Below are 24,200 nucleotides of genomic sequence, written 5' to 3'. Positions count from 1 at the left end.
ATCCACCCCCCCCCCCGTGTTCCAAAGGCCCAGACGTTAGCGCTCAGCGGTGAATGAACCGGCTGGGGGTGCGTCGGACGAAGGCGCTGCCATCCTTGTGCTCCGCGTAGGAAAGGTGGAGGGTGTCCTCGGCACGGGTCACCCCTACGTACATGAGGCGGCGCTCCTCCTCCAAGGCATCCCCTTCCGGCGGTGAGCCAAAGGGAATCAGCCCCTCGGCACAGCCCACGATGAAGACATGGGCGAACTCCAACCCCTTGGCGGCGTGAATGGTAGAGACCGTGACCCTCCCCTGGCCCGTGCCGCCCTCCAGCTGCTCCAGCACTTCCTGCTTGCTCAGATCGACCGACTGGTTCTGCCAGCCCGACTCGGTGCGGACCCGGTAGCCGATTCCGCGCTCGTGCAGGGCTCGGCAGATCAGGGTCTGCTGGGCGTTGATCCGCGTCAGGATTGCAAATTGACCGGGTCGTGCACCCTTCCGGATCATGGAGGATATACGGGAGGCCACGGCCCCAGCCTCATCAGCATCGTCCTCGTAACGTGTCATCGCGACCCTGCTGCCCTCCTGACGGGCCGAGGTCAGCTTCAGATAGTCATCCCGCACCGGCGAGCGCGCCAAAATGCCGTTGGCGTAGTGGACCACCCTTCCCGTGGACCGGTAATCCGTGGACAAATCCAGGTCGGCCTTGATGCCCGGGAATTCCTGGGGGAAATTCAGCAGGTAGTAGGAGGTGGCCCCGGCAAAGGAATAGATGGTCTGGGCCGGGTCCCCCACCACGCACAGGTTCTGCCTGCCGTTGAGCCAGAGCTTGAGCAACCGGTGCTGCAGGGGCGAGACATCCTGGTACTCGTCCACGGTCAGCCAACCGATTCGGCCCCTGATATCAGCAGCAGCCTGGCCGCCTTCTTCCAATATGTGACAGACCAGCAGAAGAATGTCGTTGAAGTCCATCTGATTATGGGCGGCCTTGGAGCTCTCGAAGACCGTGTACAGGTCGGCCATCCGATCAGCCTCCAGACCGGCCGGCGGCAGACGGTGGCTGGCCGCGCAGACCCGAACGTAGTCCTGGGGGGCAATCAGACCCACCTTGGCCCAGTTGATCTCCGCAGTCAGGTCCCTGACCTGGCCCGGGTCGGCCTCCTGCCCGCAGACCCGCTGGTAGGCGGAGGACACCAGGGGACCCACATCCTCGATCAGATCGGGAGGGTAGGTCTCGCTGACCTGGGGCCAGACCCGCCTGAGCTGGTGCAGGGCCGCCGAGTGAAAGGTCGCCGCCTGCAGGGAGGCCGACACGCCAAGCTTGGTCAGTCGATCGCGCATCTCAGCCGCGGCACGGACCGAAAAGGTCACTGCCAAGGTTCTGGAGGGTTCCCAGCTGCCACATGCGCAGGCATAGGCCATCCGCCTGGTGATGGTCCTGGTCTTGCCAGCCCCGGCCCCAGCGACGATTCGCACAGGCCCCTCAAGCACGGTAGCCGCCTGCCGCTGGACGGGGTCCAGACCCTCCAGCAATCGTTCCTCATCCTCATGCACACCCCCATTGTGTCAAAGGCCGGTACCTGAACCGGCGGCGGCGTGCCCATGTGGTCAAGTGGACAACCGTATTCACAACGGTCCTTGTATTATCCTTGAGAATGTGACTGAACGAACGAAGCTGACCCTGGCCGCCCTGGCGTCGGCCGCCATGCCCGAGGTGCCCATGACCGGCGCGCGGGACTGCGACCAGCTCAGCAGCCTGGACCGCGCACAGGGCGTGGACTGCGCCGTGGTCCAGGACGCGACCGGCAACGTCTACGACGTCTGGGCCACCAGCTCGGAGGCCGGCAAACGTCGGCTGGGCGCTCGGGTCAAGGCGGCTCAGGCCCTGACCGATGCCAAGGAGATGGCGGCCATGGGCTTCCGGGTCGAGCGCATCCTGGCCTACCAGCCCGGCGAGAGGGCGGACAGCCCGACCGGCACCACCGCTGTTGCCGTCATGACCCACTGCCCAGGCCGAATCCGTCCCCTCCATCTGCTGACCCTGAACGAATGCACCGCCGCGGGCACCGCCATCGGCGCCATTCACCGGGTGCGCCCCGATTTTCTGAAAACCCACGGTTATCCGGCCTTCTCAACCGCCCAAATCGCGGCCCAACTGCGGGGATGGATCAAGCGATTGCGCATGGACGGCCACGTGCCCAAGGAAATCACCGATTCCTGGGCCTCCATCGTGGCGACCGACGGGCTCTGGTCCTTTGAAACATGCACCGTGCACGGGGGCTTCTCCGACGGTGATCTGCTCTATACAGGCTCCGGCCTGAGCGGGGTCTACGGCTGGCAGGACATGCAGATCAACGATCCTGCCCGCGACCTGGCCTGGATCTTCGCCAAGCTTGACGGGTCCCGCCGCAACGCAGTCATCGCAGCCTACGGCAGGATGATGGGGGCCCGGCTGGACGACCTGATCATGCTCCGGGCCAATCTCTGGCTGCAGATGGAGCAGGTGGGCGACTTCATCACCGCCCTGGATCATGCGGACAACGAGCGGATCATCCAATTCAAGGCACAAGTGGAGCGTCTGGCCCAGCAGCTGGGCGACCACGAGCAGGGCCAACGCGCCCGTCGGCAGCAGAAGACGCCCGGTTCTTCAACCGCCGGCGCGCCCTCCACTATCACTGTCGGCACCCTGCTGGGCGACGACAAGGCTGAAGCCCCCTCTGCAGCCAAAGTACAGGAGAAACCGGCTCCAGAGCCGGACCCCATCTCGACGAATGCCTCGGATGAGAACTCGGCCACCATCGCCATCAGCAGGGTGGAAATGGCTGACCTGGCTCTGGCCCAGACCGCCATGGACCACTCCGATGCCAGGAATAAGCCCATCAGGCAGTCCCAGAGCACAGACACTGGCACCGACGATCAATCCAAGCCACCGACTGTTCCTCCCCTTGCCCAGGAGGAGGCATCAGGCCTGAGCGATCACTTCCGCGGCATCGGCAACCCAGCCACCAGTGACGAGGATGCTGATGGCGAAACGAATCCAAAGGCTGCGGTAAGCGGCTCGTCCGCAGACCCGTCCGGAGACGACCAGCCCTCGAACACCCCTGTGCCGGGAGAAGCCGCTCCCCAGCCGCATGATGCCCCACCAGCTCAAGCCCTGGCAAGCGATCAGGCAGAGACCATCATCCTTCCCAGAAAACCCCAGCCCGAGCAGACCCCCACGCTCACAGCAGATGGGCAGGCATCGGCATCCCCGTCGGAAACCGGCTCTGCCCAAGAGGAACATCAGGGAGACGCTTAGAGCGTAATCACCTGGGTCAGCGAATAATGAGACCGGAAGATCCGCGGACCGGCAGGTCTGGGCGACGGAGAACAACCTTGGAGGTAGCAATGGATATCGAATTCGGCATCAAGAATGTGGCCCGCACGGTCAACTTCAGCACCAATGCCAAGGCGGACGAGGTGGCTGCCCACATCACCCAGGCCCTGAACGAGGGCGGACCCATCGACCTGGTGGACGACAAGGGTCGGCACATCATTGTCCCCAAGGAGTCCCTGGGCTACGCAGTGGTCGGTTCCGACACCACCCATCCGGTGGGCTTCGGCGCTCTGGGAGGCTCCGCCGACTGAGGCTGTGATCGCCTGACGGGGGCGGCCGGATCCTTGTGGTCCGACCGCCCCCCATCCATATCGGCTAACCCTTCCAGGCCACAGGACGGCTCCCCCGGGCCCTGGCCACGATTCGGGCCACCACGTCGCCACTGGTGCTGTTCTCCCCCATGCGATTGGGCTTGCCTTGGCCGTGCCAATCCGATCCTCCGGTGACCAGCAGCCCCCAGCGTTGGGCCAGGGCCAGCAGCCGTCGACGTTGCTCAGGAGGATTGTCCCGGTGCCAGACCTCCAGGCCGCCCAGCCCCTCCCTGGCCAGTGCGGCAATCTGCCGGTCGGAGAGCAGAACAGGATTGCGGCTGACGGCACCGGGGTGGGCGATGACCAGAACACCACCCGCATGGTTGACCGCTGCCAGCACCTGATGGGTGGTCGGCGAGGGCGTAGGCAGGTAGTAAGCGCTTCCGGAGGAGCAGACCCCGGCAAAGGCCTGACTCCGGTCGGCATAGACACCGGCCTTGACCAGGGCATCGGCGATATGCGGACGCCCCACCGTGGTCTTCGATCCCTCCTTGACCTGGTCCAGCACATCCTGCCAGGTGATCGGATAATCCCGGGAGATCCGCTCCACCATGGTCCTGGTCCTGGTCAGCCTGGCCTCCCTGGTCTTGACGAAGAGCCCGGCGATTACCGGATCCTCCGGATCATAGAGGTAGGCCAGCATGTGGACCGAGACACGGCCATCCTGCGCGGTGATTTCGGTGCCTGGCAGCAGGGGCATTCCCAGGGCCTTGGCCGCCTGACGGGCCTCATCCCAGCCGGCATTGGTGTCATGGTCGGTGATGGCCAGACCTTCCAGTCCCAGCTGCTGCGCCTGCTCGACCATCCCCCTGGGCGTCACGGTGCCGTCGGAGAACACGGTGTGGCAGTGCAGATCCCAGCCGGAGGCCTTAGCAGTATCCTCATGCGTCATGCCTCCATCCTAAACTCGTGAACGCGTTCCCGTCTCAGAGAACCTTCCCGACCATTGAGGTGATGGACCCCATGAGCGAATCGACCTCGTCAGCCCCTTCCAGCTATCTGATCGCCGCCTTGGCCTCACTTGCAACCCTCTACGCCAGCCTGGTCCTGTCAGCGGAAACCCTGCAATTGGCACGGCACCCCCAGGGCCAGCTCAGCTGTGACATCAACTCTGTGGTCTCCTGCTCAGCCGTGGCCCAGTCGCCCCAGGCCGAGCTGATCCGCCTGGGCACCCTACCGGTCCCCAATGCCTTCCTGGGACTGATAGCCGATTCCGTCTTCCTGACGCTGGCCGTAGTCGGCCTGTGCCGGATCAGGATGCCTGCGCTGCTGGCGGCTGGAACCTGGCTGGCCTCGCTTGCCGCCCTGGCCTATGCCCTCTGGCTGTTCACCCAGTCGCTCTTCGTCATCCACGCCCTCTGCCCCTGGTGCCTGGTCATGACCTTCGCCACCAGCCTGCAATTCATGGCCTTCAGCCACGCCACGGTGACCCAGCAGGGTCTTCCGCACAAGCGGCCAGGATGGCTGCAGGCCTATTACCAGCGGCATTTCGATCTGATGGTCGACCTGATTTGGCTGGTCGCCCTGGCAACCATCGTCCTGGCTTTGGAAGGATCCGCCCTCTTCGGCTGATCAGCAGCCGGGAACATGCTCCAGGGTCAGACGCGCCACCATTCTGGACGGTCCAGTCAGCCAGACATCCTGCGGATCCACGTCCACCTTCAGACGGCCTCCACCCACCTGGATGGTCCAGTGGTCGACCCCGGTCAGGGCACGCAGGAGCACGCCACTGGCGCACAGACCGGTCCCGCACGACAGGGTCTCCCCGACGCCTCGCTCATAGACCCTCATGGTGGCCCGCCCGCTGCCATGTTCAGCGTGCAGCGAGTCCAGACGCAGGAACTCCACATTCTGCCCTTCGTCCAACCCAGGGCTGACCTGTGGCGGGACCGACAGATTTAAATCGCCCAGGTCAGGCAGATCAGCTCTGTTCAACAGGTCGGTCACGTTTTCGGGTAGCCCTCCAGCCTCCGATTCGGCCGTGGCTGAGGCCAGAACGACCGCATGGGGATTGCCCATATCCACCATGGTGCCAGGAGCCGAGCCTGACAGGGCCCCGCCGTCGACCAGCTGGTCCCCCACTGGACCCATCCGCCAGGATCCGACCTTGACCTTGAACACATGCTCGCCCTTGCACTGCATAGGACTGCGCGAGACGATCCGCTTGACCCCGGCCCGGGTCCCCAGCAGGAAGGAGGAGCCCTCCATGGTCGGTGTCAGCCCCTGCTTCTGAGCGAAGAGGGTGACAGCCCGCGTCCCGTTGCCACACATCTGGGCCAAGGAACCGTCCGCATTCCGGTAGTCCATGAACCACTGGCAGCCGAAACGGTCGCAGGCATCCACCTGCTCCTGGCTCAGGTCACTGACATCAGCCGGGTGGGTCAGCCGGATGACCCCGTCGGCTCCGATCCCGAAATGCCTGTCACACAGCCATCGCACCTGGTCGGCCGTGGGCTCCAGATCCCCCCGGGGATCGGCGTAGACCACGAAATCGTTGCCGGTGGCTTGCATTTTGTAAACAGTCCGGGGAATACTCATGCTTGTAGCGTACGGCCCTTCGGCGACAGGCTAGGCTGGTTTTTCGGCTGCGAAAGGAGCGGATCAGATGACATCAGATGCACCGATCGGGATCTTCGACTCCGGGCTCGGCGGTCTGAGCGTCACCGCAGCCATCCAGAAGCTTCTGCCCCAGGAAAATCTGCTCTACTTCGGCGATTCCGCCTACGCTCCCTACGGCACCAAGGAGCCGGCCCGGATCGCCCAGCGCTGCCAGGTCATCGGCGACCGGTTCATGGACCAGGGAGTCAAGGCCATGGTCATCGCCTGCAACACCGCCACCAGCGTCTGCGTTGATCAGATGCGCCAACACTACCCGGTCCCGGTCATCGGCATGGAGCCGGCCCTGAAACTGGCTTGCACACGTGGCGGAGGCCGACCCCAGCGGGTTCTGGTCACCGCCACCCCGCTGACCTTGAAGGAAGCCAAGTTCTCACGCCTGATGGCACGGTTCTCCGGCAGACACACCATCCTCACCCAGCCCTGCCCAGATCTGGTGACCATTGTGGAGTCCGACAGGCTGAATGATCAGGCCCTGGTCGATGCCACCCTGCACCGTTATCTGGACCCCTATGATCTGCAGACCCTGGATGCCCTGGTCCTTGGCTGCACCCACTTCGTCTTCTTCCGCCGGTCCATCGCCCGCATTTGCCCGCCAGGCCTGGCGCTGATCGACGGCAACCACGGGACGGCCCGCCACCTCAAGGATCTGCTGTCACAAGCCGATGCCCTCAACCCGGGCCCTGGCCCCGGCAGAGTGGAAATAGCCAACTCTGATTCCTCACCGGCCATGCTGGATCTGTCCAAGCGGCTGCTGGCCTCCTGCCGCCCCTGAATGGCTTGTCCAACGTTCACGCATAAGCTGTCATCAAGCGCGGATTTCTGTCAGGAAACGAGGTGCCCATGGTACGCAAAAGAACAGCCGTCATTGACGTAGGCGGAGGCTACCGGTCCATCTTCGGCGCCGGCGTCTTCGACCGCTGCATGGAACAGGGCATCACTTTCGATCATTGTTACGGGGTATCGGCCGGCAGCGCCAATCTGGCTTCATTCCTGTCCGGCCAGCTCAGGCGCTGCTACCGCTTCTACACTGTGTATTCCTCCCGCAAGGAGTACGCGAGTGTGAGAAACTTCCTGACCAAGCACACCTTCGTCGACCTGGACTACGTCTACGGCAAACTGTCGGCCCACGACGGGGAATGCCCGCTGGATTACCAGGCTCTGAAGGCCAATCCGGCCCTGTTCACCGTAGTGGCCTGCAAGGCCACTGACGGATCCACCGTCTACTTCGACAAGTCCGACCTGGCCCAGGACAACTATGACATCCTCAAGGCCTCATCAACCGTGCCGGTGGCCAACAAGCCCTACATGATCGATGGCGTACCCTATCTGGACGGCGGCATCGCGGACCCGGTCCCGGTCCGCAAGGCCATGGACGAGGGCTATGAACGCATCGTCCTGGTCCTGACACGCCAGAGGGATATCCTGCGCGAGCAGAAGAAGGACGTCCTGCCGGCCCGGATCCTGTCCAGGACCTATCCGGCGGCCGGCGAGCGGCTGATGGAGCGTTACCGCACCTACAATGACGAGGTGGCTCTGGCCAAGCAGGCCGAAAAGGAGGGTCGGGTGCTCATCCTGGCCCCGGACAGCCTGTGTGGGCTGACCACGCTGAGCAAGTCGCTCAAGGGGCTCAACGCCATGTATGACAAGGGCTATCGGGCCGCCGAGGCCATAGCCGACTTCCTGAAAAGCTGAATCCCACCCCCGCCGGACCTGCCTTGTAAAGGGCGGATTTCTTCGGCTCCTCCTATGAGACTTTAGAGAGACGGCGCCTCGGTCCCGCTCTCTGTCCGTACCTCCCCGCGGCCGTCTCGGGGATCCATACTCTCCTGACTCTCCTGGCTGCTCTGGGCGGTCATCAGTGCAGCAGTCATCTGGTTGAAGAGGTCGTTGTACCCGCCGGGGGTCGACGCGGGCAGAACCAGGGTCTTGGCATTGTCCGACTCGGCCATCGAGCGCATCACATCAAGATATTGGTTGAAAAGCACCACATTGTTGACGGCATCGATATCCATGCCCACGGCCCGCAGGCTGTTGATCTGGTCCACAATGCCGTTGGCGATCTCACGCCGGTAGTTGGCCTGGCCCTCGCCCTGCATCCTGGTCTTCTCGGCATCGGCCCTGGCCTGGGTCTCGATTTCGATCCGACGGGCCTCGGCACGCTCCTTGGTGGCCTCCTTCTCGCGCTGTGCCGCGTTGATGGAGTCCATGGCCTGCTTGACCTGGGTGGAGGGGTCGATGGCAGTGACCAGGGTCTTGATGACCGAGAAGCCGAAACGCTGCATCTCCTGGCCCACAGTTTTCTGCACGTCTGAGGCGATGTCATCCTTGCGGGCGAAGGCGTCATCCAGACTCAGAGCGGGAATGGCCGACCTGAGGGCATCCTCCATGTAGGAGCGCAGCTGGCCCTCCGGGTCGCCCAGCTCATAGTAGGCCGTAGCCACGTTGGCCGCCTCCACACGAAATTGTGCAGAAACCTCCACCGTGACGAAGACATTGTCCTTGGTCTTGGTCTCCAGCTTGACGTTCAGCTGGTTGACCCGCAGGTTGGTTTTGGTGGCTACCCGGTCCACCAGGGGGATCTTGACATGGATGCCCGCCAGAGCCACCCGTTGGTACTTGCCGAAGCGCTCGATGACGTATGCCTTTTGCTGAGGCACTACGAAGATCCCCAGGAGGAAGATGACTAGCACGACGACCAAAATGACAATGCCCAAATTCATAAATGTTCTCCTAGTTCTCCTTCGAGCTTAAAACCCTTGGATGCCGGACTAAAAACCGCACCATTCCGGTTTTTCCTCTCATCACCATACATCAAGGACTCGTCTGAATAATCGGTCGGGGCGCACAAGCAGTAATAGACTCGGCTTAACAAGCCTTCAACCCGAAAGGATGAACATGGCAAAACTACGCGGCATCGACGCCGAAATCTTCCCCCTGGTCCTGGGCGGCAACACCTTCGGATGGACCAGCGATGAATCCACGTCTGACCAGGTCCTGGACGCCTATACGGCAGCCGGAGGCAATCTGATCGATACGGCTGACGTCTACTCGGCCTGGGCCCCCGGCCACTCCGGCGGCGAGTCAGAGATTGTCCTGGGCCGCTGGCTGGCCAAGAACGACAACCGCAACAAGGTCCTGGTGGCGACCAAGGTCAGCCAGCATCCCCAATACTCCGGTCTTTCGGCCAAGAACATCGAAGCCGCCGCCGATGCCTCCCTGCTCAGGCTGGGCCTGGATGTGATCGACCTCTACTATGCCCACTTCGATGACAGCTCCACCCCCTTGGAGGAGACTGCGGCAGCCTTCGACAAGCTGGTCAAGGAGGGCAAGGTCCGGGCCATCGGTCTGTCCAACTACACACCGGACCGGATCCGCGAGTGGTTCAGCATTGCCCGCAAGAATGGCCTGACCCTGCCGGTGGCCCTGGAGCCCCAGTACAACCTGGTTTACCGCAAGGACTATGAGAATGGTCTTATGCCGGTTGCCAAGGACGAGGATCTGGCGGTCTTCCCTTACTTCTCACTGGCTGCGGGCTTCCTGACGGGCAAGTACCGGACCATGGACGACCTCAAGGGCAAGCAGCGTGAGGGCATGGTCAAGGACTTCTTCACCCAGGAGGGGCTGGACGTGGTCGCCGCCATGGACGGCATCGCCAAGGCCCATGGGGTCGAACTGGCCACCGTAGCACTGGCCTGGCTCAACCACAGGCCTGGGATCGCGGCCCCCATCGCCTCTGCACGCACCCCCGAGCAGCTGCCGGCCCTTCTGGCCGCTGCCCATCTGGAACTGAGCGACCAGGATATGCAGACCCTGGACCAGGTCAGCGACAAGGTCAAGGGCTGATCAGCAGCCGGCACTCCATCGCAATATTGCCAGCCGCACGGCCAAGCGTGGCGCAGACGAGCACCTAGCCAGGCAGGTCGTATGAAAAAGGGCTTCCATCTCCTATCAGATGGAAGCCCTTTTTATGCAATTATGATCAGGCTTTGACCAGATCGACCTGCGGCTGGTCCAGATCGCCAGCATTGACGGTCAGACTGGTGGCCAGGGTTTCGCGGGCGATCAGGTCGCTGAACTGCTGAGCCTTGGAGGCATCCTCCTTGGGGAGGGTCAGGGTCAGCCGAATCCGGTCAGCGATGTCCAGACCGGCGGTCTTCCGGGCATCCTGAACCTGACGGATCAGATCCCTGGCATAGCCCTCAGCCAGGAGGTCGTCATCCAGCTGGGTGTCGAGAATGACGAAGCCGCCGGTGGGCAGGGCCGCGGAGGCCGACCGGTCGGCCTGGGAGCCATCCTCCTGCTCGATCCGGTTGTCCAGCTCGTATTCGCCGGGTTCCAGGGCCACCGCTCCGTCGGGGGTGGTGACGACCACGTGGCCGTCCTGCTCGGACCAGTCGCCCTGCTTGGAAGCCTTGATGACGAACTGGACCTGCTTGCCCAGCCGGGGTCCGGCCGCACGGGCATTGACCTTGAGATCGTGGATGATCCGCAGACCATGCTGACCGGCCTGGTCCAGGGTGCAGAACTCCACATCCTTGATGTTGAGCTCGGACTTGAGCACATCCACGTAGGAGCGGGCCGCGTCGGGGTCACGGACCACCACAGTCAGCAGGGACAGGGGCTGGCGGACGCGGATCTGCTCGGCCTTGCGCAGGGCCAGGGTGGCCGAAACCACCTCGCGGACCTTCTCCATGGCGGCTACCAGGGCAGGATCGTCACGCAGAACCTGTCCCAGTCGGGTCTCCTGTCCGGTGGCCTCATCGGCCAGGAAGGGCCAGTCAGCCAGATGGACCGACTCACCGCCGGTCAGGCCACGCCAGATCTGCTCGGCCTCCATGGGCGCCAGGGGGGCCAGAACGCGGGCGAAGGCCTCCAGGACAGTGTAGAGGGTGTCGAAAGCCCGGTGGTCCTCGCTCCAGAAGCGGTCGCGGTTGTTGCGGATGTACCAGTTGGTCAGCACGTCGATGAAGTCGGTCACCGCATCGCAGGCCTCCGAGATGGCGAAGTCGTCCAGGGCCTTTTGCACCGACTGGATCAGCCGACGGGTCCGTGCCAGCAGGAAGCGGTCCATCTCCGGCAGGTCGGCCACACGCTCCGGTGTCAACGCCTGGGCCTGATAGCCGGCGCCCTTGTTGGCCGCGTTGGCGTAGAGCGTGTAGAAGTAGTAGGAGCTCCAGACCGGCAGCATGACCTGGCGGACCGTGTCCCGGATGCCATCAGCAGTGACAACCAGATTGCCGCCGCGCAGGATGGAAGAGCTCATCAGGAACCAGCGCATGGCATCGGATCCATACTTGTCGAAGACCTCGTTCACATCCGGATAGTTGCGCAGGTGCTTGCTCATCTTCTGGCCGTCGGAACCCAGGACGATGCCATGGCAGATCACGTTCTTGAAGGCCGGCCGGTCGAAGAGGGCCGTGGACATGATGTGCATGGTGTAGAACCAGCCACGGGTCTGGCCGATGTACTCCACAACAAAATCACAGGGATCCCTGTCCTCGAAGTACTGCTTGTTCTCGAAGGGGTAGTGGAACTGGGCGAAGGGCATGGAGCCCGATTCGAACCAGCAGTCCAGCACATCGGTGATCCTGTGCATGGTGGACTTGCCGGTCGGGTCGTCCGGGTTGGGCCTGGTCAGCTGGTCGATCCAGGGCCGATGCATGTTGATCTGCCCCTTGTCATCGGTCGGGTAACGGCCGAAGTCCTTCTTGAGCTCATCAAGGGACCCGTAGACATCCACCCGCGGGTACTTGGGATCGTCCGAGACCCAGACCGGGATGGGCGAGCCCCAGAACCTGTTGCGGGAGATGGACCAGTCGCGGGCATTGGCCAGCCAATTGCCGAACTGGCCGTCCTTGACATTCTCGGGTATCCAGTTGATCTGCTGGTTGAGTTCCAGCAGGCGGTCCTTGATTTTGGTCACGGAGACGAACCAGCTGGAGACCGGCTTGTAGATCAGCGGGGTGCCGCAACGCCAGCAGTGGGGGTAGGAGTGGACGTAGCTCTTCTCCTGGAAGAGGATGGCCCGGTGCTCGGCAGGGATCTGTGCCAGGGGGCCGTCGCCTGCGCGCAGGTTGCGCACGATGGGCATGTTGGCCTCGAAGGCCTGCATGCCCTGGTAGTCGGGGCACTGCTCGGTGAAGACGGCCCCGGCATCGAGGACGTCCAGGCTGCGGATGCCCTTGGCGTTCAGGGTGTTCATATCGTCCTCGCCGTAGGGAGCCTGGTGGACCAGGCCGGTGCCCTCCACGGTGTCGACGTAGTCGGCCGTGTAGATGGTATAGGCGTTGGGTCCGGGGGTGCCGCCCTCGGATTCGGCCTGCTCTCCGGCGAAGTAGGGGAAGACCGGCCAGTACCGCCAGCCCTCCATCTGGGACCCTTTGAGGGTGCGGACCACCTGGTAGTCCTCCCCCAGCTGCTTGGCGTAGTCTCCCAAACGGGCCGTGGCGATATAGAACCGCTTGCCGGCGAAGGGGCCAGACACCGGGCTGACCTCGGAGTACTCGATGTCGGCGCCGACCACGATGGCCAGGTTGGTGGGGACGGTCCAGGGGGTGGTGGTCCAGAAGACCGCATAGGCGTCCTCGTCCCTGAGCTTGACGGCCACGGAGACAGTGGTGTCCTGCCGGTCCTGGTAGACATCGGCATCCATGCGCAGCTCATGGTTGGACAGCGGGGTCTGGTCCTTCCAGCAGTAGGGCAGCACCCGGTAGCCCTCGTAGGCCAGGCCCTTCTCATAGAGGGTCTTGAAGGCCCACATGACCGACTCCATGTAGGAGACATCCAGGGTCTTGTAGCCGTGGTCGAAGTCCACCCAGCGGGCCTGACGGTGGACGTAGTCCTTCCACTCGCTGGTGTACTTGAGCACCGAGGCGCGGCAGGCATCATTGAACTTCTCGATGCCCATCTGCTCGATCTGATCCACGCTGTCGATGCCCAGCTCGCGCTGCGCCTCCAGCTCCGCGGGCAGGCCGTGGGTGTCCCAGCCGAAGACCCTCTTGACCTTGTGGCCCTTCATGGTCTGGTAACGGGGAATGACATCCTTGACGTAGCCGGTCAGCAGGTGCCCGTAGTGGGGCAGGCCGTTGGCGAAGGGCGGGCCATCGAAGAAGACGAACTCGTTGTCGGCGTGATCGCCGGACGGGCGACGATCCACTGACTTGTTGAAGGTGTCGTCGTGATCCCAGTAGTCCAGGACGGACTCCTCCATATGGGGGAAGGAGGGATTGGGCTTCACCTTGGCCAGAGCCGGGTCCACCACCGCCTTGGGATAGACTTCGCTGTCCCGACTTGTCGCATCTGAGGTATCAGTGGTCTGATTCACCGTTCACGCTCCTCGCTGGTCGTTCATGTCGCCATGTCGAGGACGAGGGACCCATGGGGCCCACCGCGGTACCACCTCGCTTGCCCGGCCAATGACCCGCGCCGGACCGCTTGAACTGGGCTATGCGGGCCCACCCGTCGGTTCTACTGGGGACCGCCGCAGGCGACCCCGTTCTTCCGAGGGCTCCCCGCTGATGACGGATCAAGGCCCATTGGTGACCAGATTATACCATCCTCAGGAAACCGGACCCGCCCGTTCGCATAACGAAACAGTCGTCAGGACTGGAAGAGATCGGGATGGCGTGGATCGCCCGGAAGATCATCCAGAGTGTCCTCGGCACCTAGCGCCTGCCGCCAGAAGTCCAGGGAGCGGCCATAGGGGCTGGCCTGGCCCCCACGAACCTGCAGGTCGGCCTTGGCCTGGAGCACATCCTCCTCGCTCACCCCGTCCAAAAGACCGACAAGTCCGGCGAATCGATCCGGGTCGTAGAAGATGCCACCGACGACCTCAAGAAGTCGGCTGGCACGTTTCATGGGCAGGGAATCCCAGTGCCTGAGCTCGATGTAGTTCTTCAGGCGGACGTCATTGAAGTGGGTGGTCAGGATGTGCGCTATCTCGGCATCGTTGAGCCGGCGGTCAGGATAGATTTCACCGGCGTTCTCATGCCAGGCGATGAAGACCTGTTGCCCCTGCGGCCCCTCCACCTCCGGTGTGTGGGAGACGTCTGCCACCATGAGCGGGGTGGAGAGCATGTCCACGGCATAGTCCTCCCAGCCGAAGCCGTCCTCGAACAGCCCCGGAATCAGGCCCGTACGCTGGGTGTCGAGCCAGTCCCAGATCCGCTGGCGCCGCAGGGGCATGCGGTTGGGCTTCCCCTCAAAGATTGGGGTGTTGCGGAAAAAGTAGGCCAAAATGGGCCCGATGGCCGTGCCCAGACGAATCTTGACGATGGCATCGTCCTCGTCCTGGTAGTCGATGCTGATCTGGGTTGAGGCGGTGCTGCGCATCATCATGGGCCCGCACTGGCCTATGCGACCCAGGTAGGTGTTCATGACCGCATAGCGTTCCTTGGGATTGATGTCCACATCCGCGTAGGACCCGGCCGGACGGTACCCGTACTCGACCAGGCGGAACCCCAGCCGCTCGGCAATGGGGTCGACCTCGGCACGGAAGCGACGGTAGAGGTCCTCGAATTCCCGGCTGTCCCGCACCACACCCAGGGAACACTCCACCTGGCTTCCGGGCTCCAGGGAGACCACGCAGCCCGGCCTGCTCAGGCCTACCAGGTGACCGTCCTCCCGGTATTCCTTATCGCCGTCGTAGCTGGGCTCCAAGGCCGACAGCAGAGCCTCGATGCCCCGCTCCCCCTCATAGGGAACCGGAGCGTCGGACCCGTCGTTGCGGACCGGCAGATGCTCGACCTCAATGCCGAACCGCCACTTGGACCGCGGTTTGGATCCGCGTGTGAAGTAGTCGACCAGGCTGTCCACATGCCGCGGATTGGGGACCGTCAACAGGTGCGCATACCCAGCGCCTACGCTTTTCCTCATGCTGTCATGGTAGAAGCGGGCGAGGGCCATGGGCAACCAACACGCGAGGAGTTGCGCTATCGGAGGGCCGTCAGCCCACGGTCACTGTCACAGCCTGCAGGTCTTCCCTGCGCGAAGAGGACCCCACCAGCACCTGGAATTGACCGGGCTCGACCCTGCGATTGCAGTCGGCATCAACCAGGGCCCACTCGGCCACCGGAAGATCGAAAACCACCTTCCGGGTCTGCTCTGGATCCAGCTGAACCCTTTGGAAGGCCTTGAGTTCGCGGTCAGCCCAGCTGACGGAGGTCACCAGGTCGCTGATATAGACCTGGACCACCTCAGTGCCTGGCCGCTGGCCGGTGTTGGTCAGGTCTACGGTCATCCTGACCGTGTCCTCGGGTCCGACGGTATCCGGTCCATCGACCTGGGGCTTTCCGTAGGCAAAGGTGGTGTAGCCCATACCCTGACCGAAAGCGAAGGCCGGATCCTGGGTCAGATCGGCATAGCGGTCACCATGCTGGCCCCGGATCTGGTTGTAGTAGACCGGCAGCTGCCCGGCATGCCTGGGGAAGGTGATGGGCAGCCTGCCTGTGGGCTCAACCTTGCCGGTGAGAATCCCGGCCAGGGCACGGCCGCCCTGCATGCCTGGGTCGGGCTGCCAGATCAGAGCCCTGGCAGACTGTGCGGACGGAGGCAGGATCAGCGGCTTGGAGGACATGAGCACGATGACCATGGGCTTGCCCGTCTGCGCCAGGGCATCCAGCAGATCGCGCTGAGGACCGTAGAGCTCCAGGGTGGCAGTCGAACGGCCCTCGCCCACCAGCTGGACCACGTCGCCGACCACGGCAACCACCAGGTCGCTTTGCCTGGCCAGGTCCACTGCCCTGTCGAAGCGGTCCTGATCGATCCTGGCCGGGGCCGCCACCTTGGGCCTGGGCTGGCCATCGGGGAAGAGCTTGCCCGCCGGGTCGTCGACCAGACGGAGCACGTCGACGCCCTGCTCGCAGTCGAGCCGCCAGTTTTCAGGCAGCTCCTGGCGCAGACCGTCGGCCACGGTCGAGATCATCTCCCGAGGCTGGTCCTTGATCCAGTCGCACTGACCCGAACCACCGGCCCAGTCCCCCAACTGGTTCTGGGCATCGTCGATCAGCGGACCGACCAGGGCGATGCTGTGCGCTGAGTCATCACCGGGGCGGCCATCGGCATCGACCCCGCCGAACAGGGGCAGGATGCCATCGTTTTTCAAAAGGACCACCGACTCCTGGGCTACCTGGAGGTTGAGCCCCTGGTGCTCCGGGGAGTTGATGACCGCCTTCTGGGCCTCTGGGTCGGGCAGACGCGGATCCTCGAAGAGCCCCATGCGGAATTTCAGGGCCAGGATGTGCTTGACCGCCCGGTCGAGGTCCTCCTCACGCAGCAGCCCGGCATCCAGTGCATCCAAGGCCCCCTGGTAGAAGCCGGGCGTGGTCATGATCAGGTCGTTGCCGGCCTTGACGGCGGCTGCGGATGCCCTGGTGTAGTCGGGCTGCACCTTCTGCTCCCAGACCATCCGGCCCACGTTGTCCCAGTCGGTGATCAGGGTGCCCTGGTAACCCCATTCCCCTCGAAGCACGTCGTTGAGCAGCCAGTTGTTGATGGTGACAGGTACCCCGTCGATGGACTCGTAGCCCAGCATGAAGGTGGCCACACCCTCCTTGGCCAGGCGCTCGAAGGGCGGCAGGAACCAGGAGAGCAGCTTGCGGTGCGAGAGGTCGGCCTCGGAGGCATCGCGCCCGCCCTGGGTCTCGGAATAGCCAGCGAAGTGCTTGGCCGTGGCCAGCACAGCATCCTTGGGCAAGGTCCCGGTCATGGCTGATCCGCCCTGGTAGCCGCGCACCATGGCCGAGGCCATTTCGCCGATCAGGAAGGGGTCCTCGCCGAAGGTCTCATCCACCCGGCCCCAGCGGGTGTCCCTGGCGATGCAGAGCACCGGGGAGAAGGTCCAGTGGACGCCTGTTGTGGCGACCTCCTGGGCTGTGGCCCGCCCCATCCGCTGAACCAGTTCAGGGTCGAAGGAAGCCGCCATGCCCAACTGCTCGGGAAAAATGGTGGCCCCGCGGAAGAAGGAATGGCCGTGGATGCAGTCATCGCCGATCAGCAGAGGAATGCCCAGACGGGTGCGATGAACGGCCTTGTCAGCCTTGATCATGTTCTGCGGAGAGACATGCAGCAGGGATCCAGCATGCTGGTCCACCACCTCCTTGTCCACTCCCGAGCGGGCATCAAGCTGCATCATCTGGCCCACCTTCTCCTCACGGGTCATCCGGCCCACCAGGTCAGCCACTCGCTCATCCACGCTTAGGTCGGGATTGCGGTAGGGTAGGTCCTCCGTCAACTTTCTTGATGCCATCTGGGCACCTTCCTTTCTTACTGAGCACTCATCCACTCATATTTGCGTCCGGTCAGTCTGAAGCCGATCAGACTGAAGCCGGTCTATCGAACGATGATCGCCAGGTCCCAGGGTCCGATGGTCATTGATTGGCCCTGGTCGACATGAGCCTGAGGATCAGCCTGCCCGTCGGCCACCAGCAGATGCCCCCCATAGGGTGCGTCCAGCCTGACCTCCTTGGATGAATAATTGAGCAGGTAAGCGACCTGCTCCCCCAGGGCATTGATGCCCTCCCGCACGGTGACCACACCAGCCAGGTCCCGGGCGGGGCCGCCCAGGCCAGCCGCATCCGCTGCATCCGAAAGCAGCATCCGCATGCCCTGGGCCGAGGGCAGGGTGCCGATCCACTCCGCACTGCCGTGGCCGTAATCATGACGGGTCACAGATGCATACCGCCCCCAGACCGGATGGTCATAGGAGGCTAGGACCTGGGTTCCGGTTCGCGGATTCAGCAACTCAATCAGCCCCTGGCAGGTCGGTCCGGCCTGGTCGGACCCATGTAGATCCAGGGTGAGCCCCTTGCCGGGACGGGTGAACTGGTTGTAGTCGATGCCGAACACGTCGGTCAGCAGGTGCGGAGCCTTGTCATGCCAGACCTTGAGGTTCTCGTCCGCCACAAAGGAGCGCAGCGTGGCCACCAGGTGACCTCCCTGATGGACATAGTCGGCCAGGGCCTTCAGCGTATCCTCATTGGTGCTGTAGAGGGCAGGAGCCAGGACCATGGCATAGCGGCCCAGCTGGGACCGGTCAGCCTTGTCGCTGATGAAATCGCACTCGATGTTGAGCTCGAAGAGGGCATCGTAGACCCGTCTGACCACATCGTTGTAGGAGATCTGCCCCTGCTGACGGGGGAAGCCGGTCTCCAGGGAGAACCAGTCCAGAGCGGTCAGGGAGTCGTTGCCCACCATGATGGCGACCTTGTTGCGCTTTCGGAGGTTGATCAGACGCTCCCCCACACCCTTCTGCGCTATCTGCCTGCCGAACCGGCCGGCCTCCTCATAGGTGGGGTTGGGTTCCATATCCTGTGAAAGCAGCCCCTTCCAGTAGGTCTCGAAGGAGTTGTGGATGGAATGCCAGTGCCAGTACATGACCCCGTCAGCCCCCGAGGCCAGATGGCTGTATGCCTGCAGCCGCAGCTGGCCCGGGTAAGGCAACCAACCGTTCTGCCCCTGGGCCTCGGTTTCCAGAACCAGATAGTTGGCGCCACCTTTCAGGCTGCGGGTCATATCCCCGCCGAAGGCGATCTCCTTGCCGGTCAGGTCATCCTCGGTGGGGTGGTAGATGTCCACACCGGCCACGTCCAGGCATTCGGCCGCCTCGAAGTGATCGACAGCTGGCTGGACGCCGTATGACCAGCCCGGACCCCAGTCGAAATCGAAGTTGTGGGTGACGAACTGGTCGTCGCGGGCATATTCGCGCACGATGCCAGCCTGCCAGGCCAGGTAGCGGCTGACCTGGCTGCGGCGGAAGCGGTCGAAGGCCGACCCCAGGGACGCGTTGATGGTCCCGGTAAGATCGGGAAAATCTTCCCAGGAGTCGATCCTATTTGACCAGTAATCCAGGCCAAAGGCCGCATTGAGACGGTCCAAATCGTCATCAAAGCGCCGTCGCAGATCCTTGACGAAGAGCCGCTGCATGTCGGGCGATACGCAGTCGTAGTACTTGGTCTCGTTGTCGACCTGGTAGCCGATCACCTGGGGGTTGTCCGCCACATGGCTCATCAGCCTGCGGATGACGCGCTCGCCATAGTACCGGTAGGAAGGGTTGACAATGTCCATGATCTGGCGGGCGCCATACCGGTTGTGGCCCTTGGGGGTATCCGCCAGAACATCCGGGTGCATGGCGACCAGCCAGGAGGGCACGGCATAGGTGGGCGTGCCCACGATGACCTGGATGCCGAAGCGTCCAGCAGCATCCAGCACCCGGTCCACATGGCTGAAGTCGAATACGCCCGGCTGGGGCTCCAGGGTGCTCCAGGTGGATTCGGCGATACGAATGGTGGTGATGCCGGCGGACTTCATCATGGACATGTCCTTGTCCACCCGCTCATAGGGCATGTATTCGTCGTAGTAGGCACATCCGAAGATGAGCCTGTCCGGCAGACGCGTGCCGCCTGACGAAGCTGAGTGGTCCTTGGTTCGGACTGCGTTGTCTGACATGATGAACTCCAATCTTAATCTACGGGACTCAATTCATAGGACGAAGGTGTTGAAGGATCGTGGCTCCAGGGTCACTTGGAAACCTTGGCTCCCCTCGTCGTCCCCTCCCGGCCCGCAGAAGGAGAAGGGCATGGCGCGGTCCAGGGCGTTCTGGGCAACGACGACGATCGACCCATCCGGGTTTTCGAAGGCTGTGGCCATGGAGCTGAAATGGCCGCGAGTATCCAGCAGGCGAGCGCCCGGGCGCACATAGTGCGAGTAGTGGCGCATGACGTAGTACTCGGGGTTCCGCCTGACCTGGCCGGTGCTGGTGTCGATGGAGAAGAGGGAGTTCTGCCGCCATCCCCAGGTGGATATGCCCTGGCCCAGGACCATGTTCCAGTAGGTGTAGCAGGTGGCTCCGGCCCGGAGATACCTGTTGACCAGCGAGAAGACGTATTCGGCGTACTCCCAGCTGTTGCCGCCCATGCCGCATTCGGACTCGGTCTGCTCCAGCTCAATCTCAGGCCAGGACTGGTGGGTGCGCTCAATGTCATGCTGGCCGGCCCACTGGTAGCCGATGCCGGCGATGTACCTGCGGCAGTCCTCGTCAAAGAGGATGTTGTCCACGTACCGGTTGTAGTTCTCGAGGATCATGCCTTCGGGACCGAATTTCATATCCTCGGGACCATTCAGCGTCCCCAGGAAGATGGCCGTGTCCGGCGCCTCCTTGGCGAAGAGGGGACCCAGATAGTCCCGGATGAAGATGCGCATGTCCTCGCTGGACCAGAGGCAGGAGGGGAATTTCTGGTCCGCAAAGACCTCGTTCTGCACATGCAGCTGGTCGATGTGGATACCACGGCGGTCATATTCGCGCACATACCGCAGTAGGTAGCGGGCATATGCAGTGAGATTGCGCTCGCTCATGTCGATTCGCCCGAAATTGTAGACCTTGGGCCGTTTCATCCAGGTGGGCGGACTCCATGGGCTGGCGAACAGTCCCATGTTCGGCTGATACTTCTGGGCCTGGCGGATATACGGAATCAGGGTCTGCTCGTCGTGATCGACGCTGAAATGCTCCAGGTCATAGTCACCGTCGGTTTCGTCGTAGCTGTACCAACTTGCAGCGAAGTCATTGGCACCCACCGGAGTCCTGTTGAAGGTCAGATTCAGCTCGTCCGGGCTGAAGAGCTCACGGATGATCCCCTCACGTTTCTCCTCCCCCAGCTCTTGCAAGGGCAGCCACCCCAACTCATTGAAGCAGCCGCCAAACCCTCGCAGAGTCTGCTTTTTGACACCGGTACATTCCAGATCAGCTGACGTCTCCATGGCGGAGGCAGCCAAGTGCTGCTCCTGCATGGCCTGCTGCCGAGTGGTTGCAACCCAGATCGGTTCTGCCTTCTTATTCATGAATCTTCTGCTCCTTTGCATAGTTTTTCTGCATACCCGGAGAGGCCGGGGTTACTTGACGTTTCTGATCATCAGGATAAAGACACATCCGAGCAGGGCGAAGGCGATGGCCGTGGGGAAGGCCGCCGCATAACCCCAGTTCAGAGTGATGAAGGACATGACCAGAGGGCCGGCCATCTGCCCCAGCGTGGTGGCCAGGTTGAGGATGCCCAGATCCTTGCCGGCTTCCTCCTTGCTGGGCAGGACATCGACATTGAGCGCCTGGTCGACGGACGAATAGACTCCATAGCCGAACCCGGCAATGCCGGCGTACAGATACATGCCCATGACCGTGGGACTGATCCAGGGCATGGCGATACCAATGGCAAAGAGGACGGAGGCGATGACCACCGGCACCTTGCGCCGCCCGATCAGGTCGGAAACGGGCCCCGAGACCAAAGAACCCAGCAGGGAAACCACCATGGTGATGACGGACATGACCGAAATGGTTGCGGCTGCCTGGGTTACGGTTTGGCCCACATACTTTTCGATGATGTAGAGCTGATATGCGGAGATCATCTGATAGCTCAACAGCATGCAGAGCCTTCCGACGAAGGCCTTATAGAAGTCGTGGCCCCCATGGAAGCGCGGAGGCTGGAAAGACTTGAGCACATCCATGAGGGTGCCCTCGTCCTTGGGCAGGTAAGCAGCCGAGCCCTCCCTGGGCATGATCAGAATGGCCACGACGCCACCCAGGAACATGAGTAAGCCAGCGAGGACGAAGCCAGTGAACATATGGGTCACCAGGGCCGCGCCGATCAGGGAGCCGATGGGCGAACCGATGGTAGAGCCTGCTCCATAGAAGGCGGACAGTGTTCCGCGCACACCGGAAGGCACGCGGTCGGACAGGATGGCCACCATGGGGGCGATCATGCAGTTCAGACCGAACATGCAGAGACAATAGACGATGGTCAGCAGGACCGGGTTGGTGGTCATGCCGGTCAGAAAGAGGGTTACGCCGCCCAGGACTGCACCCCCCAGGACCCATGGGGTCCGACGCCCGTACCGGGAGCGGCTGCGATCAGAAAAGTTTCCGAAGAGCAGGTTGGAGACCAACGAAGCTACGGCCGTACAGGCATTGACTATGCCCATCAGCGCCTCGGGAGCGATGCCTGGAACCTGCTTGAGATGCTCGGGAAGCAGCACGATGCTGACGATGCCCAGGCCCGACATCCACAGAATGCCGAAGGCCAGGAAGCTCGCGCCAAACCTGAACAGGGTCTTTTTCGGGACTGGCTTGCCAGTTTCAGGCGAGAGCATGGGGTTCTTGTCGGCAGCAGCCAAGGCTGCCTTATGCGCCTGCAGAAGTTCAGAATCCCCCAACCCCGGGGCAGCTGAGTCGCTCATGGTGTCGACCTCTCTATTACTTAGTCTTCTCTGACACGTCCAATGCCGGCAGACAGCCATATCTACCAACCATTAGATAACTATATATCTAACAGACGTTCGATATAAATGTCAAATCAGCGAGTTAAGGCAGATCAACGAGTTCCATTGACTTCTTTTCCATTTACCTGATTGGGTTGAAACCCTGTTGAGCTACTCCCTCATCACTGTTGCGAATCCATCCTCATGCACCACCCATGTACCATAAGTATCAAACAACCAGCAGCATGAGGACACTCAGAAACTGCGGAGAGGAGCCATAAGACCGGAATATGGCGAGCCGAACCAGAAAATCACCAGAGGTGAGACGGGCGGAAATCACACAGGCCGCCGCCCACCTCATCAGCAGACACGGATACAACGGTATATCGCTCAAGGACGTTGCCGATATGGTGGACATGTCTCAACCGGGCGTTCTCCATTACGTAGGCAGCAAGGAAGGACTGCTCTCCCTCTTGATCACCGACATCTATGACGTCTATGGCACCCCGGAGGAATTCTTGCAGACTGGCCTACCCGGATCCGACCCGAACCATCCTCATCTTCCGGCCTATTTTGACTATCTGGTCGCCCACAATGCCAGCCAGCCTGAACTCACGCAGCTATATACGGTCCTGGAAACCGAGGCCATCTCCACCAACCATCCCTTGCATGACTATTTTCTCCACAGACCAGAAGAAGTGTGGAAGCATTATTCCAAGTTCCCCTGGGCGCTCCCCGACGGCATGGATTGGTCCAGAGATATGCAAGACAGCGTCAGGATGAGCGTGGAAGTCATGGACGGCATACAAATACGACTGCTGCGGGAGCCGAAAATCGACTATGTCCAGGAATGGAAGCTGTTCAAAGACTTGCTTTTCCCTCTGCCGCTCTGGGATGGGTACCGCTGAACAGCACAGCCTGCATAGAGGCGGCGGCCTCCCTGACAAGGTCGGACCAGCCGGCAGAGACATCCGAAAAGTCAGCCCTCTTCTTCCATCTTGAAGGGCCGGGCATCATAAGGCGTCTGATACCGCCGATCCCTCCAGAAATATTCGTAATCGTGGTCATTGATCGGACGGATGACCTTGCAGGGGTGGCCGTAGGCGACCACGTCGGAGGGAATGTCCTTGGTGACCAGGGACCCTGCCCCGACGACTGTGTTGTCGCCGATGGTCACTCCCGGCATGACGATGGCACCTGCTCCGATCCACACATTCCTGCCGATGCTGACCGGAACCGTGAACTGAGGCGTTCCATAGGCTCGTATATCGGGGCGAATGGTGTGCCCGGTGGTCACAATGGTGACGTTGGGCCCGAACATGGTGTGGTCGCCTATGTCAATGCGGCCGTCGTCGACCAGAACCAGGTTGAAGTTGGCGTAGCATTTGCTCCCCCAGTAGGTGTTGCAGGCCCAGTTGGCCCGTATCGGCCCCTCAATCCAGCTGCCTTGGCCGAATGAGCCGAACATCTTCTTGCAGAGGTCCTGCTTCTGCTCCACCTGGCTGGGACGGCAGGCGTTGAAGTCGAAGACCAGATCCTGCTGGGCGTCCTGGACCTGCTTCATTTCGGGTGTATCGGCAATGTAGATCTGGTCGGTGTCCAGCAGAGCCTTGATCTCCTCGCGGCTGGTCATGGGAACCCCCTCTTTCCTTGATCCTCGTGGTTCATCAATTCC

The 24,200-nt window shown here is 62.3% G+C and carries 18 protein-coding genes; 7 read left to right on the top strand and 11 right to left on the bottom strand.

Annotated elements, in window-relative coordinates; genetic code table 11:
• Positions 1–43 precede the first annotated feature (43 nt).
• Positions 44–1,534 (bottom strand): ATP-dependent helicase, encoded by a 1,491-nt coding sequence (locus JF70_RS02380; RefSeq protein ID WP_045935151.1) that lies wholly within the window; start codon positions 1,532–1,534, stop codon positions 44–46.
• 103 nt (positions 1,535–1,637) lie between these two features.
• On the opposite strand from JF70_RS02380, the gene JF70_RS02375 reads away from it, so the two are divergent.
• Together JF70_RS02375 and JF70_RS02370 are read left to right on the top strand one after the other, a co-directional pair.
• A complete protein-coding gene (locus JF70_RS02375) occupies positions 1,638–3,278 on the top strand; it encodes a phosphotransferase family protein (protein WP_045935150.1) in 1,641 nt (546 codons plus the stop codon).
• An 89-nt stretch (positions 3,279–3,367) separates the two neighbouring features.
• Entirely contained in the window at positions 3,368–3,607 is a 240-nt protein-coding gene (locus JF70_RS02370; protein ID WP_045935149.1) for a DUF3107 domain-containing protein, read from the top strand.
• Positions 3,608–3,671: 64 nt separating this feature from the next.
• On the opposite strand, the gene JF70_RS02365 is transcribed toward JF70_RS02370, so the two are convergent.
• Entirely contained in the window at positions 3,672–4,559 is an 888-nt protein-coding gene (locus JF70_RS02365; RefSeq protein ID WP_045935148.1) for a PHP domain-containing protein, read from the bottom strand.
• A 71-nt stretch (positions 4,560–4,630) separates the two neighbouring features.
• Here JF70_RS02365 and JF70_RS02360 point away from each other — a divergent pair, with 71 nt between their 5' ends.
• Positions 4,631–5,239 (top strand): vitamin K epoxide reductase family protein, encoded by a 609-nt coding sequence (locus tag JF70_RS02360; protein ID WP_052690822.1) that lies wholly within the window; start codon positions 4,631–4,633, stop codon positions 5,237–5,239.
• Here the strand turns inward: JF70_RS02360 and dapF are convergent, their stop codons facing one another.
• Positions 5,240–6,205 carry a diaminopimelate epimerase gene (dapF, locus tag JF70_RS02355; protein ID WP_045935146.1) on the bottom strand — a complete coding sequence of 322 codons (966 nt, stop codon included), beginning with the start codon at positions 6,203–6,205 and terminating at the stop codon, positions 5,240–5,242.
• A 67-nt stretch (positions 6,206–6,272) separates the two neighbouring features.
• Here dapF and murI point away from each other — a divergent pair, with 67 nt between their 5' ends.
• The gene (murI, locus tag JF70_RS02350) at positions 6,273–7,058 is read left to right on the top strand and encodes a glutamate racemase (RefSeq protein WP_045935145.1); all 786 of its coding nucleotides are present in this window, start codon (positions 6,273–6,275) and stop codon (positions 7,056–7,058) included.
• Positions 7,059–7,126: 68 nt separating this feature from the next.
• Positions 7,127–7,978: a patatin-like phospholipase family protein gene (locus JF70_RS02345; RefSeq protein ID WP_045935144.1), complete on the top strand. Its 852-nt coding sequence runs from the start codon at positions 7,127–7,129 to the stop codon at positions 7,976–7,978.
• Positions 7,979–8,040: 62 nt separating this feature from the next.
• Here the strand turns inward: JF70_RS02345 and JF70_RS02340 are convergent, their stop codons facing one another.
• Positions 8,041–9,006 (bottom strand): SPFH domain-containing protein, encoded by a 966-nt coding sequence (locus JF70_RS02340; protein WP_045935143.1) that lies wholly within the window; start codon positions 9,004–9,006, stop codon positions 8,041–8,043.
• A gap of 175 nt (positions 9,007–9,181) precedes the next feature.
• Here JF70_RS02340 and JF70_RS02335 point away from each other — a divergent pair, with 175 nt between their 5' ends.
• Positions 9,182–10,129 (top strand): aldo/keto reductase, encoded by a 948-nt coding sequence (locus tag JF70_RS02335; protein WP_045935142.1) that lies wholly within the window; start codon positions 9,182–9,184, stop codon positions 10,127–10,129.
• A gap of 136 nt (positions 10,130–10,265) precedes the next feature.
• Here the strand turns inward: JF70_RS02335 and ileS are convergent, their stop codons facing one another.
• From ileS to JF70_RS02305, 6 genes are all read right to left on the bottom strand, one after another.
• Entirely contained in the window at positions 10,266–13,610 is a 3,345-nt protein-coding gene (gene ileS / locus JF70_RS02330; RefSeq protein WP_045935141.1) for a mupirocin-resistant isoleucine--tRNA ligase, read from the bottom strand.
• Between the two features lie 275 nt (positions 13,611–13,885).
• The gene (locus JF70_RS02325; protein WP_045936041.1) at positions 13,886–15,160 is read right to left on the bottom strand and encodes a glutamate-cysteine ligase family protein; all 1,275 of its coding nucleotides are present in this window, start codon (positions 15,158–15,160) and stop codon (positions 13,886–13,888) included.
• Between the two features lie 70 nt (positions 15,161–15,230).
• Positions 15,231–17,531: a glycoside hydrolase family 3 N-terminal domain-containing protein gene (locus tag JF70_RS02320; protein ID WP_045935140.1), complete on the bottom strand. Its 2,301-nt coding sequence runs from the start codon at positions 17,529–17,531 to the stop codon at positions 15,231–15,233.
• Between the two features lie 83 nt (positions 17,532–17,614).
• Positions 17,615–19,729, bottom strand: coding sequence for a beta-galactosidase (locus JF70_RS02315; RefSeq protein WP_269420614.1), 2,115 nt, complete (start codon positions 19,727–19,729; stop codon positions 17,615–17,617).
• A 33-nt stretch (positions 19,730–19,762) separates the two neighbouring features.
• The gene (locus tag JF70_RS02310; protein ID WP_052690700.1) at positions 19,763–21,118 is read right to left on the bottom strand and encodes a glycoside hydrolase family 30 protein; all 1,356 of its coding nucleotides are present in this window, start codon (positions 21,116–21,118) and stop codon (positions 19,763–19,765) included.
• Positions 21,119–21,169: 51 nt separating this feature from the next.
• Positions 21,170–22,504 carry an MFS transporter gene (locus JF70_RS02305; protein WP_045935139.1) on the bottom strand — a complete coding sequence of 445 codons (1,335 nt, stop codon included), beginning with the start codon at positions 22,502–22,504 and terminating at the stop codon, positions 21,170–21,172.
• Between the two features lie 311 nt (positions 22,505–22,815).
• On the opposite strand from JF70_RS02305, the gene JF70_RS02300 reads away from it, so the two are divergent.
• Positions 22,816–23,433 carry a TetR/AcrR family transcriptional regulator gene (locus JF70_RS02300; protein WP_045935138.1) on the top strand — a complete coding sequence of 206 codons (618 nt, stop codon included), beginning with the start codon at positions 22,816–22,818 and terminating at the stop codon, positions 23,431–23,433.
• Between the two features lie 71 nt (positions 23,434–23,504).
• On the opposite strand, the gene JF70_RS02295 is transcribed toward JF70_RS02300, so the two are convergent.
• On the bottom strand, positions 23,505–24,158 hold the full coding sequence (locus JF70_RS02295) for a sugar O-acetyltransferase (protein WP_045935137.1): 654 nt from the start codon (positions 24,156–24,158) through the stop codon (positions 23,505–23,507).
• Positions 24,159–24,200: the final 42 nt, after the last annotated feature.

The sequence above is a fragment of the Bifidobacterium mellis genome, from assembly GCF_000967265.1.
GTDB lineage: Bacteria > Actinomycetota > Actinomycetes > Actinomycetales > Bifidobacteriaceae > Bombiscardovia > Bombiscardovia mellis.
Note: the sequence above shows the minus strand (reverse complement) of the source record. Positions and strands in the feature narration are given on the sequence as shown.

Excerpts from the sequence above, each read along its gene's own strand:
- JF70_RS02370 (WP_045935149.1), top strand. The coding sequence starts at position 3,368 with ATGGATATCGAATTCGGCATCAAGAATGTGGCCCGCACGGTCAACTTC.
- JF70_RS02365 (WP_045935148.1), bottom strand. The coding sequence starts at position 4,559 with ATGACGCATGAGGATACTGCTAAGGCCTCCGGCTGGGATCTGCACTGC.
- JF70_RS02360 (WP_052690822.1), top strand. The coding sequence starts at position 4,631 with ATGAGCGAATCGACCTCGTCAGCCCCTTCCAGCTATCTGATCGCCGCC.
- dapF (WP_045935146.1), bottom strand. The coding sequence starts at position 6,205 with ATGAGTATTCCCCGGACTGTTTACAAAATGCAAGCCACCGGCAACGAT.
- murI (WP_045935145.1), top strand. The coding sequence starts at position 6,273 with ATGACATCAGATGCACCGATCGGGATCTTCGACTCCGGGCTCGGCGGT.
- JF70_RS02345 (WP_045935144.1), top strand. The coding sequence starts at position 7,127 with ATGGTACGCAAAAGAACAGCCGTCATTGACGTAGGCGGAGGCTACCGG.
- JF70_RS02340 (WP_045935143.1), bottom strand. The coding sequence starts at position 9,006 with ATGAATTTGGGCATTGTCATTTTGGTCGTCGTGCTAGTCATCTTCCTC.
- JF70_RS02335 (WP_045935142.1), top strand. The coding sequence starts at position 9,182 with ATGGCAAAACTACGCGGCATCGACGCCGAAATCTTCCCCCTGGTCCTG.
- JF70_RS02325 (WP_045936041.1), bottom strand. The coding sequence starts at position 15,160 with ATGAGGAAAAGCGTAGGCGCTGGGTATGCGCACCTGTTGACGGTCCCC.
- JF70_RS02320 (WP_045935140.1), bottom strand. The coding sequence starts at position 17,531 with ATGGCATCAAGAAAGTTGACGGAGGACCTACCCTACCGCAATCCCGAC.
- JF70_RS02315 (WP_269420614.1), bottom strand. The coding sequence starts at position 19,729 with ATGTCAGACAACGCAGTCCGAACCAAGGACCACTCAGCTTCGTCAGGC.
- JF70_RS02310 (WP_052690700.1), bottom strand. The coding sequence starts at position 21,118 with ATGAATAAGAAGGCAGAACCGATCTGGGTTGCAACCACTCGGCAGCAG.
- JF70_RS02305 (WP_045935139.1), bottom strand. The coding sequence starts at position 22,504 with ATGAGCGACTCAGCTGCCCCGGGGTTGGGGGATTCTGAACTTCTGCAG.
- JF70_RS02300 (WP_045935138.1), top strand. The coding sequence starts at position 22,816 with ATGGCGAGCCGAACCAGAAAATCACCAGAGGTGAGACGGGCGGAAATC.
- JF70_RS02295 (WP_045935137.1), bottom strand. The coding sequence starts at position 24,158 with ATGACCAGCCGCGAGGAGATCAAGGCTCTGCTGGACACCGACCAGATC.